The sequence below is a fragment of the Streptomyces sp. NPDC001493 genome (genome assembly GCF_053597235.1).
In genome coordinates, this window is the sequence record NZ_JBSFHV010000006.1 from 88,193 (window position 1) to 100,360 (window position 12,168).

A 12,168-nucleotide genomic window follows, 5' to 3' on the forward strand; every position below is an offset into this window, starting at 1 on the left:
AGGAGCGGCGGGACCGGGGCAGGAGTGCCGGGCGCTGATCGACTGATCAGCTGATCAGCGTCTCGGCCTATCAGCGTCTCGACCGACAGGCGTCTCGACCGATCAGCGGCTCAGCTGATCAGTGTGCGATCACCGGGATCTTGATCTCGTCCTCTTCGGCGTCACGCGTGCCGCCGCCCTGGCTCACCGGGCCCATGCTGGGCTTGCCGGCGTTGATGAAGGTGAAGGCGATGGCGGAGGCGACGACGAGGATGCCCACCGCCCACCAGATCGCGCTGGTGTAGCCGTCGACCAGGGCCTGGAGCTGGAGCAGCTTCGGGTTGGTGGCGCCCGCCGCGTGGTCGGCGATGAACGCGGTGGTGGCGCTGGCGGCGATGGTGTTCAGCAGCGCGGTACCGATGGCACCGCCGACCTGCTGCGAGGTGTTGACCATCGCGGAGGCGACGCCCGCGTCACGCGGCTCGATGCCGTGGGTGGCCATCGACATGGCCGGCATGAACGCGGTGCCCATGCCGAGGCCGAGCAGGACCATGCCCGGCAGGATGACACCGGCGTACGAGGATCCGATCTCCAGGCGCGTCAGCAGCAGCATGCCGACGGCGGCGAGCAGGAAGCCCGGCCCCATCAGCAGGCGCGGCGCGACGCGGGTCATCAGACGGGCGCCGATCTGCGTGGAGCCCGTGATCATGCCCGCGACCATCGGCAGGAAGGCGAAGCCGGTCGAGAGCGAGCTGTACCCCTTGACCACCTGGAGGTAGTAGGTGAGGAAGAGGAAGAGGCCGAACATGCCGATGATGGCGAGGCCCAGCGAGAGGTAGATGCCACCGCGGGTGCGGTCTGCGAGCACCCGGAGCGGCAGCAGCGGCGACTTCACGCGCGACTCGACCACGATGAAGGCGGTGAGCAGCACGACGGCCGCGACGAACGAACCGACCGTCAGCGCGTCCGACCAGCCGGCCGACTCGGCGCGGGTGAAGCCGTAGACGAGCGAGACCAGTCCGAGGGTGGAGAGCAGCACGCCCGGGATGTCGAGCGAGGAGCGGTTGCGCGTACCGGCGGGCTCACGGATGAAGAAGTACGCGCCGACCGCCGCGACGACCGCGAACGGGATGTTGACGAAGAAGGTCCAGCGCCAGTTCAGCGAGTCGGTGAGGAAGCCGCCGAGCAGCAGGCCGACCGCGCCGCCACCACCGGCGATGGCGCCGAATATGCCGAACGCCTTGGCGCGCTCCTTGGCGTCGGTGAACGTCACGGCGAGCAGCGAGAGGGCCGCGGGCGCGAGGAGCGCACCGAAGACGCCCTGGAGTGCGCGGGAGCCGAACAGCAGGCCCTGGCCGGTGGCCGCGCCACCGAGCGCGGAGGCCAGCGCGAAGCCGATCAGGCCGATGGTGAAGGTCCGCTTGCGGCCGAACAGGTCGGAGATCCGGCCGCCGAAGAGCAGCAGCCCGCCGAAGGCGAGGGCGTAGGCGGTGATGACCCACTGCTTGTTGGCGTCGGAGATGCCGAGGTCCACCTGCGCCTTGGGCAGCGCGATGTTCACGATGGTCGCGTCGAGCACGACCATCAGCTGGGCGAGGGCGATGAAGGCCAGTGCCTTCCACCGCCCGGGGTCGGGAGCCGGGATTCCGGCGTTCTTCGGCAGGGTCTGGGACATGGGAGTAGCCACCTCGGGACAAGCGCGGGATCGGCGGGACCGCCGATCGCGAAGGGTTCGTGCACCGCACGTGCGGGACGAGCGTGCGGTGCGGGCATGGAACGGGCGTGCGGTGCACGCGTGGGACGTGCGCGCTGTGCACGCGCGGGACTCGGCGGGCGCGCGCGAACGCACCCGTACAGGGGTGAAGAAGACGAATCGTTCAGGAACGGCTGTCGGACGGGCTCCACGGGACGCGGGCGGGCGGTCGGGCGCCCGGTGCGGCGGGCGGGCACGGGTGGGGGGAGCGGCGCCGCGCGAGCGGGCGCTCTCCCCCGGGGTGCGGGCCGTGTGGCCCGGCCCCGCTCACCGGCGACGTTGCCGGTCCCGTGGGAAGCGGAAGGAGATACGGGGAAGAACGGAAGGAAACAGGGGAAAAAAGTCGGGAAGCGGGAAAACTTCGGGCATCGGGGGGGCGGGTCAGCGGGTCGGAGGGGGTGCGTGTGGCGCTAGCGCCGCCGCAGGTCCTCCAAGGTCGCTGCCGTACCCGGGAGTTCGGAGCGGGCCGGGGTCCGCAGTCCGTCCAGGAACAGTTGGAGATGGCGGTGGGCGAACTGGTCGATCTCCACGCACGCGACGCCGGGGAGGGGCCGGGTGAGCTGGGAGAGGGCGATCATCAGGTCGCCGACCGCGATGTCGGTGCGCAGCCGCCCGGAGGTCATGGCCCGCCGCACGAGTTCTTCGACGGCCTCTTCGAGGTGCCGGCGCTCGGCGAGCAGTTCGGGGTGGGCTTTGTCGAACGTACCGGAGAGCAGGGGACACAGGGCCCCGACCCGTTCGTCGGCCGCCGCGTGCACGAAGCGGCTGAGCGCGTCGAACGTGTCGCTCTCCTCGGCCATGGCCTCTTCGGCACGGTCGGCGGTGCGGGACAGGACCGCGAGGACGACCTCGTGGGTCAGTGCGGCCCGGTCGGGGAAGTGCCGGTAGAGCGTCGCGTTGCCGACGCCGGCCCTCCGGGCGACGTCGTCGAGGGCCACGTCCGGCCCGAGTTCGACGAACATCTCCCGGGCGGCCGTGACGATCCGCTCGCGGTTGCGCAGCGCGTCGGCCCGCGGGCGGGACGTACGGCGCCGGCATTCCGGTGCGGTTCGAGCGACGGTCTCCACGACGTGGACCTTCTCCGTGTACGAGTACGGGCGGCCTCCCGGCGCGAACCGGGGACCACGTCCCCACTTCGCGGGGACACACGTACAAACGGGGAAGGGGTCCCCGGTTATTTCGCCCGAATAAGTGACCTGCGCCACACCTGGCCCGGGCGGGGAAAACCCTCCGATCGGCTTACCCAGCGAGCGGGCCGGGGCCGCCGGACAGAGGCTGACGCCAGAGCGCAGTCCGGGTCGGCCGACTGCCGCGTACCCCGGAGGCGCGCCCATGCAGCACCCTCGCCGAGGGATACGCGGCTGTCGCCGCCCGCTCGCACTCGCGGGGGCCACCGCCCTGGTCATCGCCACGCTGGCCTCCGCGAGCACCGCCCTGCCCGACGCGAACCAGGTCTCGGCGGGCCCCGCCTCCCTCACCCGGGAGTCCGCGCTCGGCCCGTGCCGGATATCCGCCGCCCTGGGCGTGCAGATGTCGGAAGGCATGCCGACGCCGCCGGGATACGTCCACTCCACCGGCAAGGTGCACGCCCTGAACCTCATGATCGACTTCCCGGACGCGCCGGGCAGCGGGAGTGCGGCGGACCGGATGGCGGAGTTCTTCCCGCAGACCTCGGACTGGTTCCGCCGGAGCTCGTACGGACGGCTCGTCTACGTCCCCGAGGCGCCGGTGAAGGGCTGGCTGCGGATGCCGCTGCCGTTCGCGGAGTACGGGATAGAGCGCGGTTCACCGTACGAACCCGGCTACCGCCGGCTGGTGTCGGACATCGTCGACGCCGCCGACGCGCGGGTGGACTTCTCCCGGTACGACCTGGTCAACGTGCTGGTCACGCCGAACGCGGGCCCCTCGGCCCTCGACACGGTGCTCTCCGTGACCTTCCCCGACAACGACGAGGCGCCGCGCGCCGACGGAGTGCCGCTGGCCAACACCTCGTTCGTCTACAGCCGCCAGGACGACGGCTCGGGCTCCTACGCCCGGACCGGCTACCGGGTGCTCCCCCACGAGAACGGCCATGTCTTCGGCCTGCCCGACCTCTACACCGCGGAGGGCGGCGGCTCGGTCGGGCACTGGGACATCATGTCCGAGGACTGGGGCGCCAACAACGACTTCCTCGGCTGGCACAAATGGAAGCTGGGCTGGCTCGACAACGGGCAGATCGCCTGCGCGTCGGAACCCGGAACCACCGAGGAGAGGCTCGAACCGCTCGAAACGGACGGGGGCACCAAGCTCGCGGTCGTACCGCTGAGCGAGGAGTCCGGGTACGTCGTCGAGGTGCGCACCCCCACCGGGAACGACGAGGCGGTCTGCCGGCCGGGTGTGCTGATCTACCAGGTGGACTCTGACGTGGAGACGGGCCAGGGGCCGGTCTCCGTCGCGGACAGCACCGACGACAGCGGCGGCTGCACCCGGCGGCCCAATGTGCACGCCGAGCTCTCCGACGCGCCGTTCCAGCCGGGCGAGACCTTCACCGACCGGGCCAACGGCATCCGGGTGTCCGTGCTCGGCGAGGACGGCGACGGGGAGTACCGGGTCCGGATCACCCGGTCCTGACCCCGCTCCTGCCCCGCTCCTGACCCGCTCCTGCCCGTCGCAGCGCTCGGGTGGGCCCCGGCGCGTTCCCGTCCCGCCGGATGCCTCGGCCCGGTCGCGCGACCCGGTCCGGTCGCGCCGTCCGGGGTCAGTCGCGCAACACGTCGATCACGCTGCTGAGATGGGCGCGGACGGCCTCCTCGGCCGCCTGCGGTTCCCCGGCCACGATCGCCTCGATCACGGCCAGGTGCTCATTCAGGGACTGCTGGGGGCGGCCGGGCCGCAAGGCCAACTGGAACTGGTGGCGCACCAGTTGGCCATTGAGGCGTTCCAGGAGCTCCACGGCGGTCCGCTGGCCCGAGAACTCCCGCACACAGGTGTGCAGTTGGTGGTTCAACTCGGAGTAGGTGAGGGGATCGCCCTCCGCCACCGCCTTGGCCATCGCCTCGCCCAGAGCGGTCAGCTCCTCGCGCTGCGCCCCGGTGGCCAGGACCGCCGCCTTGGCCGCGCACAGCCCTTCGAGTGCCATGCGGCACTCGGTGATGGCCACCGCCTCCTCCACGGTCACCACACGTACCCGGGACCCGCGGTTACGGATCCGCTCCACGAGCCCCTCCGCGGCGAGGTCGATCAGCGCCGCACGGATGCTGGCCCGCGTCACACCGAACTGCTCGGCGAGCTCGTTCTCCACCAGTCGCTGGGCCGGTGCCATCTCGCCCCGCAGAATCGCCTGCCGGAGCCGGGACAGGGCCAGTTGCTTGGCCTGCTCCCCGCTGCCCGGACTGGCTTCGTTCGGCATTCGTGCCCTCCCTGGTGAGTGCTTGTCGTCGCTCAATCTAGGCCGTGTCCGGCCGTTCCGGTCGGGCGGGCGCCTTCCGGCACGACCTCGGCCAACAGAATTGTCGTCAATTTTGTCACCGACAGGGCGGGGTGCGGGACCGGGCGTCGGGGGCGGAGAGGCCGGACCCGGGAGCCCTGACCCGCCCGCGCCCCCGGAGCCCGGCCCGCCCGGCCCGCCCGGCCCGCCTCGGAAGGCGGACGGTCCGCCGACGGCCGCCCCCGGAACCCGTCGCAATCCGGTCCGCACACCCTCTGATCAGCGGAAAAACCACCGGAGAAGGAAATGCAGCTTGCTGCAGCGGGGCGATGCATGAAGCTGCAGCAACACCCCCTCCCCGGAACCACCGCCTCCGTGAAACTATCCAGCACATTACGAAGGGGGGCGAGAGAACGTGGACTATTCCGTACTGATTCCTTTTCTGCCGCGACGCACCGAGCAGGTGCTTCCTTATGCGGCCCTGGTCGAATGGACGGGGGCCCGGCGGCTCTGGCAGGGACAGAGTCTCCTGATGGAGCCTTTCCAGACTTTCTCCGCCGTGGCGGGTGCGGGATTCCGGGTTCCGACGGGCCTCGGGGTCACCTTGATGCCCCTGCGGCACCCCTTCGAGGCCGCGCATCTCGTCAAGTCCCTGGCGATGGCCACCGGCGAGAGCGTGCTGGCCGGTTTCGGCCCCGGCGGCAAGACCTTCCAGCAGAGCCTGCTCGGCACGCCGTACCGCAGCCAGCTGGGCGCGGTACGGGAGTACCTGACGATCGTGCGCGGGCTGCTCGGCGGCGACCCCGTCGAGGTGAAGGGCGAGTTCTACAGCTGCCACGCGCAGATGGGACCGGTCATGGCCCCCGAGGTCCGGCTCGGACTCGGAGTGCTGCGGCCCGGCATGGCGCGGCTGGCCGGCGAGGTCGCCGACGCGGCGGTCACGTGGCTGACGCCCGCCGCCTATCTGGACGGGGTGGTGCGCCCCGCGCTGCGCGAAGGCGCCGACTCGGCGGGCCGGCCGGAGCCGACGGTGACGGCGATGGTGCCCGTGGCGCTGGAGCGCCCCGGGCGGGACGTATCCGATTTCGTGCTCTCCAGTAATTCCGGGCACATGGTGGCCCCGCACTACATCGACATGCTGGGTAAAGCGGGAATCGACTACTCGACGATGGACCCGAAATCGGCGGGACGGCTCATGGCCGATGCCGGTGCTTTCATTCACGGGGACATCGAAAGCGTCGTCAAACAACTCGATGAATACCGCCTCGCCGGGGTCGATGAAATCGTCCTCAATCTGACCGGTGTGGCCAATCTCTATGGCCCGAAGGCCGCCATGGAAGATCTGAAAAAGATTCTCACGGCGGTCGGCGCCGATCGGAGGGAAACCCGTGCATGAGGCTCTGATCGGCCGTGCCGGTCTGCATCTGCGGTCCTGGGTCACCGGGCGCGGCCTGCTGGGCGACGCCCCGGGGGGCGGTACGGCGACCGTCGTCCTGGAGGACGCCGCACATCTGCCGGCCGTGCTCGCCTCGGACGTGGTCGGGCCCCGGTCCCTGGTGCTCGTACCGGCGGGAACAGGGGAAGCGGACGAGGCCGGGGAGTCCTCCGGTGCGTCCCACGAGTCGGGCGCCGTCGTGGTGGGCTTCGAGGGTTCGCTCAGCGAGCCGGGCGGCGACGCCTCGATCGGCGGCGCTCTCTTCCTCCAGGTGCAGGACTACGGCACCAGCCCGTACATGTCGCTCCTGGGCACCACCCTGGTCCGGGTCGCGGGTGAGGCGGACTTCGAGGCGTTCCTCTCGGACGCCGACCGGGCCCGGCTGGAGGGGGAGTTCGCCGCCTTCGCGGTGAGCCCCGCGGTCCAGCTCGCGGATCTGCCCGCGCTGGGCAGCGGCGAGACGGGCGACGGCCCCGGCACCAGGCTCTGGGTGGCGGCCGACGGCAGCGTGTCCGTGTCGCCGCTGGGCGCCCGGCTGGGCACCGCGGGCGACTGTGCCGCCGCGCTGGACGCCCGGTGGGCCGCCCTCACCGCCGAGGACGCCACCGGCGCCGCGCTCTCCCTCACCGCCGTCGTACCGGAGGACGTACGCGCGTCCCGGACGGCCGAACGCCCTTGGCTGGCGCGGTACATGGCCGCGCTGGACGTGCTGCGCGACCTCCATGTGCACGGGGTCACCGATGTGCGGGTCTCCGGGTTCGGCGGGCGGCTGGTGGACTCGCTGGAGCCGGTGGGCGCACCGCGCGACGCCGACGACCCGCGCGCGCCCTTCCTGGCCTGGACCCCGGAGGCCGCGTACGTACGGGTGCCGGGGCACGACCGGACCTTCCGGCTCGGCCGCCCCGCCGCCCAGGTCGCCGAACGGCTCCTGGTGCACGGCTCCGCCGAGACGGCCCTGGAGCACGCGCGCGCCGAGGCGGGCCCGGACGCCCCGGCCCCGCTGACCGCGGTCGCCGTCGCGGCGGTGCTGGCCTTCTTCGCCGAGCGGGGCGTCCCCCTGCTTCCTCAGACGCCGGCGGAGGCACCGGAGACACTGCCGGACGCGTCCCCGGCGGAGGTGACCGGAGCGTGACCACCACAGCGACGGCGACAGCGGCAACTCAGCAGTATCCGCCCGGACTCGCCGGTGAGGTGCTGGCCGGTTACGGCGACCGGGTGGTGCTGCACGATCTCTACGACGCGGTCGGCGCACCCGTCTACCACGACCTCGCGGCGGCCGACACCAGCGAGATCCGCGAGGTGCTGCGGGTGGCGCGGGCCGCGACCGGTCCGGTGCTGGAACTCGCTTCCGGATCGGGCAGGTTGACCCTGCCACTGCTCGCGCTGGGCCGCGAGGTGACGGCCCTGGAACTGAAGGCCGAGATGCTGGACCTGCTGCGGGAGCGCCTCGCGACGGTTCCGGCGGGGGCGCGGGCGCGCTGCGTACCCGTACAGGGCGACATGGCCGCCTTTGACCTGGGCCGCACCTTCGGCCTGGTGGTGCTCGGCACCACCTCGGTGTCGCTGCTCGACGACGCGGGCCGGGCCGGGCTGTTCGCCTCGGTGCGGGCCCATCTCGCCCCGGAGGGACGGTTCCTGCTCTCCACCGTGGACATGGTGGACCCGGCGGACGGGTCCGCCGATGTGGCGGACCTGGACATCGAGGGGCAGGGCGCGAGCGGCCGGCGGTACCGGATGATCGAGCACTGGCCCGAGGGCGCCGCCGCCCGGCGCGTCACGATCCTGCCGCCCGCCGCGGAGGCCGGCGCGGCCGACCGGATCGAGGTGCTCACCACGTCGATCCGGGTTCTCCCGGCCCTGCTGCTGGAGCGCGAACTCGCCGGTGCGGGGCTGCGGATCACCGCCCGGCACACCCTTCCGGCGAGTGGTCCGAGACACCGTGACGTCCTGCTGGAAGCGGAGGCCGTGTGATGGGAAACGAACTCTGGCCCTCGCTCCAGGCCCCCGCGCTGCACGGCGACGACGAGCTCTGCACGGTCTCCGCGCACGGGGTGCGGGTCCGCTTCCTGGACGGCCGCGAGCTCCTCTGCGGCACCAGCGGCCTGTGGAACGCGAACCTCGGCTACGGCAACGAGGCGGTCGCCGCGGCCTGTTCCGCCGCGCTGCGGGACGCCTCGTACCTCTCGGTCTTCCGCTACGAGAACGTCTACGCCCGGCGTGCGGCACGGGAGTTGGTGGAGGCGGCCGGCGAGGACACGTACGCACGCGTGCTGTTCTCCACCTCCGGCGGCGCCGCCAACGACCTGGTGATGAAGCTCGCGCGGCACCACCACGCACTGCGCGGCCAGGGGCAGCGCAAGCTGGTCGTGGGGCTCCGCGACAGCTACCACGGGCTGACCTTCGGCGGGTTCGCGCTCACCGGCGAGAACCTGGGGCAGCCGGTGTACGGGGTCGACCAGCGGCTGGTGCGGCACGTGTCGCCGAACGCCCCGGAGGAGATCCGTACGCTGGCCGCCCGGCAGGGCACGCAGATCGCCGCCGTGGTGGTCGAGCCGGTGCTCGGCACGGGTGCCGTGGTGCTGACCCCCGAGTACGTGGACACCCTGCTGGAGCTCCGCGAGCGGTACGGGTTCCTGCTGGTCGCCGACGAGGTGGCGACCGGGTTCGGGCGCACCGGCAGTCTGTTCGCCTCCCAGCGGTGGCCGGCTCCCCCGGACGTGCTGATCACGTCGAAGGGGCTGACCAACGGTACGAGCGCGGCCGCGGCGGTGCTGGTCTCCCGTGCGGTGGCCGAGCCCTTCGACGCCACCGGGGACGTGCTCGTGCACGGGGAGACCCAGGCGGGCACCCCGGTGACCTGCGCGGCGATCTCCGCGACGCTCGCCGAGATGCGCCGGCTGGACGCGGTCGCCTCGGCCCGCCGCCTCTCGGCGCGGCTGGACACCGCGCTGGACGCCCTGGTGGCACGCCACCCCCGGGTGAGCGCGACCACCGGAGCGGGCTGCTTCCGGTCGATCCGGCTCTCCGCCGGGGACGACGGCGGCACACCGTTGCCGCCGGAAGAGGTGCCGGCGCTGGTCGCGGCGGTCCGGCGGGCGGGCGCCCTGGTCCACCCCAGCGTGTCCGGGGTGCAGATCCTGCCCGCGCTGACCTACTCCGACGAGGATCTCGACGAACTCCTGCTCCGCATCGAGGCCGGGATCGACGCGTACACCGCGTCGGGCGCGGCGGCGGTCGGCGCGGCGGCGGGGACGGGGACGGTCTGATGGAGACGGTCTGGGGTCTCAGCAGGCACCCGATGACCCGGGTGGCGTACGGCCTGGACGGCCTGTCCCGGTGGCTGCCCCTGCACGGGGGCCGGCGGCTGACCGTCCTCGCGGACGCGGCCGTCGCCGAGGGCGAGGCGGTGGCCCGGGTGCGGGAGCGGGCGGTCTGGGCGGGCTGGGACACCGAGCGGACCGTCCTCACCGGCCCCGGTGACCTGCGCAGTGTCCAGGAACTCGCCGGGCAACTGGCCGACAGCCACCTGGTGGTCGCGGTGGGCGGCGGCTCCCTCCTCGACCAGGCGAAACTCGCCGTCCTGCTGCGCTCCGACCCGGACGTGCGCGACCGGCTGGCGGTCCGGCACCGCAGCGGGCTCATCCTGCTGTCGGCGGGCTCGGTACCGCGCCTGCCGCTCGTCTCCGTACCGACCACGGTGGGCACCGGCAGCGAGCTGAGCGGCGCGGTCTGCCTGGCCACGCCCACCGGGAAGCGGCTGGTGCTGGGCAACGGGCTCCAGCCCGAGGTGGCGGTCTACGATCCGGCGGCCACCCGGACGCTGCCCCTCGAACTCCTCGCCGAGGGGGTGCTGGAGGTCTTCTTCCGGCTCTCCGGGATGTACGCCGGGGACCTGCGGGAACTGCCTGTGGAGGACGCCTTCGCCCGGACGCTGCTGGGGCTCCTCGTGGGGCTCGGCGACCGGGTGGCGGCGGCGCGGGCGACCGGCGGCGGGGCAGACGACACCCTGCGCCTGGAGATCGCCAAGCTGAGCGGGCTGAGCCACCAGCAGTGGCTCAACCTGGGCCGGGAACCCGCCGCCTGCAAGGGCTGGTACCTCGCCAACGAGCTCTCCACCGCGCTCGGGGTCCGCAAGATGACGGCCGCGGCCGCCCTGCTGCCGCCGCTGTGGCGGCGGATCGCGGACGGCGACACCCGCTGGGGTTCGGCGTCCCGGCTGGCCGGGCTCTGGCGGGCGGTCGCGGACGGGCGGTCGGTGCCGACGCCCGAGGACCCGGTCGAGGGCATCACCGCCCTGCTGGACGACTGGTCCGTCGCCCGCGAGCTCCGTGCCACGCCCGAGCGGACCGCCGAGGTGGCCCGCGCCACCATGCGGGCCTGGGGCGACGGGCTGCCGACACTCGGCGCGCTCGCCCTGGCCGACGTCCGCGCGGCCCTGACGGAGGCGGTCCGCACCCCCGTCCCGTCCTGAGGACCGGCCCCCGCGGCGCGGCCCCCGCCCCCGGCGGCCCCCGCGGTGCGGCCCCTCACCCACAGACTTCCGCCGGCACCCGCCGGCGGACGCACCACCAGGAGATCAACACCTCGGAAAGGAGGAGAACCCATGCAGAACACGGACACCAAGGCCCCTCTGGAGCTGGCTCTTCAGGAGCTGGAGGCGCACGAGCTGGACATGCAGGAGCTGGAGGCGCTCGACGCGCCCTTCGGCTGGAGCGACGTCCTCAGCTTCGTCGGCGGTCTCAGCGCGGGCGCGGTCGTTTCCTACGTCTCGCTGATCACGCTGGCCACCTGATCCGCTCCCCCGGTCCGGCCCACCGGGCCGCCCCGGCCGAGCGCGATCCCCGGCACGAACCCACGCGGTACACACAGAGATTGAGGTGAAAGCAATGCAGGAGAACAACAACTCGGCCCTCGAACTGGCCATGCAGGAACTGGACATGGAGGAGCTGGAGGGCATGGACGCCCCCGACTGGTGGAACAGCTTCCTGGTCAGCTTCGGGGTGTCGGCGGCCGTCAGCACCACCTACGCCTCGCTGGTCATCACGTCGGTCGTCGTCGCGACCTGACCGGTCCGGCACGCCAAAGGGTCCCTGTTCCGGATGCAGGACTGGTGCATCCGGGACAGGGCCCCGGCGAGATCGTACGTGCGGCTCGTGCCGCGTCGCCGCGCCCGGGCGCCCGGGGCGGCGGCGCGCCGTGCCCGTATCTCCGAGTATGCCCCGCACGCGCCGGATGACTCCGCGCGTGCGGCGGCGTACTCCGTCACCGCACCCCCGGCGGTTCCGCGCCCGCCACGGCGCACGGAACCGTCGCCGCACCCCGACGGCATCGCACCGCCGGGCCGCCCTCTTCGATCCGAAGCGCAGGACCCCGCACGACCGAAGGAGAGTTCCCTCCATGTCCCAGGCTGCTTCCCGCGGCTTTCCGTGGGCCCTCGCGGGCTGCTGGCTGGTCGCCGTCATGGCCGCCCCCGGCATCGTCTCGGCACTCACCAGCGGCCGTACGCGGACCGTCGCCCTGCTGGTCTGCGTGGGGGTCGAACTGCTGATGATCGCAGGCTTCGGCCTCTACCTCCGCGCCCGTGGAAGGTCCTGA

General features: G+C 72.6%; 12 protein-coding genes. 9 read left to right on the top strand and 3 right to left on the bottom strand.

The window, feature by feature from the left end:
• Positions 1-118: 118 nt before the first annotated feature.
• Positions 119-1,654: an MFS transporter gene (locus ACWCWD_RS11475; RefSeq protein ID WP_450772064.1), complete on the bottom strand. Its 1,536-nt coding sequence runs from the start codon at positions 1,652-1,654 to the stop codon at positions 119-121.
• 488 nt (positions 1,655-2,142) lie between these two features.
• Positions 2,143-2,799, bottom strand: a complete 657-nt coding sequence (locus tag ACWCWD_RS11480) for a TetR/AcrR family transcriptional regulator (protein WP_450772066.1) — start codon at positions 2,797-2,799, stop codon at positions 2,143-2,145.
• A gap of 265 nt (positions 2,800-3,064) precedes the next feature.
• Here ACWCWD_RS11480 and ACWCWD_RS11485 point away from each other — a divergent pair, with 265 nt between their 5' ends.
• The gene (locus ACWCWD_RS11485) at positions 3,065-4,342 is read left to right on the top strand and encodes a M6 family metalloprotease domain-containing protein (protein ID WP_450772068.1); all 1,278 of its coding nucleotides are present in this window, start codon (positions 3,065-3,067) and stop codon (positions 4,340-4,342) included.
• A gap of 127 nt (positions 4,343-4,469) precedes the next feature.
• Here the strand turns inward: ACWCWD_RS11485 and ACWCWD_RS11490 are convergent, their stop codons facing one another.
• Entirely contained in the window at positions 4,470-5,120 is a 651-nt protein-coding gene (locus ACWCWD_RS11490; RefSeq protein WP_450772070.1) for a GntR family transcriptional regulator, read from the bottom strand.
• A gap of 433 nt (positions 5,121-5,553) precedes the next feature.
• Here ACWCWD_RS11490 and ACWCWD_RS11495 point away from each other — a divergent pair, with 433 nt between their 5' ends.
• The 8 genes from ACWCWD_RS11495 to ACWCWD_RS11530 all read left to right on the top strand — a co-directional run bounded on the left by ACWCWD_RS11495 (position 5,554) and on the right by ACWCWD_RS11530 (position 12,168).
• The gene (locus ACWCWD_RS11495; RefSeq protein WP_450772072.1) at positions 5,554-6,534 is read left to right on the top strand and encodes an LLM class flavin-dependent oxidoreductase; all 981 of its coding nucleotides are present in this window, start codon (positions 5,554-5,556) and stop codon (positions 6,532-6,534) included.
• Positions 6,527-7,705 (top strand): daptide biosynthesis RiPP recognition protein, encoded by a 1,179-nt coding sequence (mpaB, locus tag ACWCWD_RS11500; RefSeq protein ID WP_450772073.1) that lies wholly within the window; start codon positions 6,527-6,529, stop codon positions 7,703-7,705. Before ACWCWD_RS11495 ends, mpaB begins: the two co-directional genes overlap by 8 nt.
• Positions 7,702-8,544, top strand: coding sequence for a daptide-type RiPP biosynthesis methyltransferase (mpaM, locus tag ACWCWD_RS11505; protein WP_450772075.1), 843 nt, complete (start codon positions 7,702-7,704; stop codon positions 8,542-8,544). Before mpaB ends, mpaM begins: the two co-directional genes overlap by 4 nt.
• Positions 8,544-9,839 carry a daptide-type RiPP biosynthesis aminotransferase gene (mpaD, locus tag ACWCWD_RS11510; RefSeq protein WP_450772076.1) on the top strand — a complete coding sequence of 432 codons (1,296 nt, stop codon included), beginning with the start codon at positions 8,544-8,546 and terminating at the stop codon, positions 9,837-9,839. The genes mpaM and mpaD overlap by 1 nt, the downstream gene beginning before the upstream one ends.
• The gene (mpaC, locus tag ACWCWD_RS11515; protein WP_450772078.1) at positions 9,839-11,044 is read left to right on the top strand and encodes a daptide-type RiPP biosynthesis dehydogenase; all 1,206 of its coding nucleotides are present in this window, start codon (positions 9,839-9,841) and stop codon (positions 11,042-11,044) included. Before mpaD ends, mpaC begins: the two co-directional genes overlap by 1 nt.
• 132 nt (positions 11,045-11,176) lie before the next feature.
• Complete coding sequence (locus ACWCWD_RS11520; protein WP_266707782.1) at positions 11,177-11,365, top strand: daptide-type RiPP; 189 nt, start codon at positions 11,177-11,179, stop codon at positions 11,363-11,365.
• A gap of 94 nt (positions 11,366-11,459) precedes the next feature.
• On the top strand, positions 11,460-11,639 hold the full coding sequence (locus tag ACWCWD_RS11525; protein ID WP_266707780.1) for a daptide-type RiPP: 180 nt from the start codon (positions 11,460-11,462) through the stop codon (positions 11,637-11,639).
• 331 nt (positions 11,640-11,970) lie between these two features.
• Entirely contained in the window at positions 11,971-12,168 is a 198-nt protein-coding gene (locus ACWCWD_RS11530) for a hypothetical protein (RefSeq protein WP_450772079.1), read from the top strand.

Bases quoted from the DNA above. Each gene is read 5' to 3' on its own strand.
- ACWCWD_RS11530 (WP_450772079.1), top strand. From the start codon at position 11,971: ATGTCCCAGGCTGCTTCCCGCGGCTTTCCGTGGGCCCTCGCGGGCTGC.
- ACWCWD_RS11490 (WP_450772070.1), bottom strand. From the start codon at position 5,120: ATGCCGAACGAAGCCAGTCCGGGCAGCGGGGAGCAGGCCAAGCAACTG.
- ACWCWD_RS11485 (WP_450772068.1), top strand. From the start codon at position 3,065: ATGCAGCACCCTCGCCGAGGGATACGCGGCTGTCGCCGCCCGCTCGCA.
- mpaD (WP_450772076.1), top strand. From the start codon at position 8,544: ATGGGAAACGAACTCTGGCCCTCGCTCCAGGCCCCCGCGCTGCACGGC.
- ACWCWD_RS11525 (WP_266707780.1), top strand. From the start codon at position 11,460: ATGCAGGAGAACAACAACTCGGCCCTCGAACTGGCCATGCAGGAACTG.
- mpaC (WP_450772078.1), top strand. From the start codon at position 9,839: ATGGAGACGGTCTGGGGTCTCAGCAGGCACCCGATGACCCGGGTGGCG.
- ACWCWD_RS11520 (WP_266707782.1), top strand. From the start codon at position 11,177: ATGCAGAACACGGACACCAAGGCCCCTCTGGAGCTGGCTCTTCAGGAG.
- ACWCWD_RS11475 (WP_450772064.1), bottom strand. From the start codon at position 1,654: ATGTCCCAGACCCTGCCGAAGAACGCCGGAATCCCGGCTCCCGACCCC.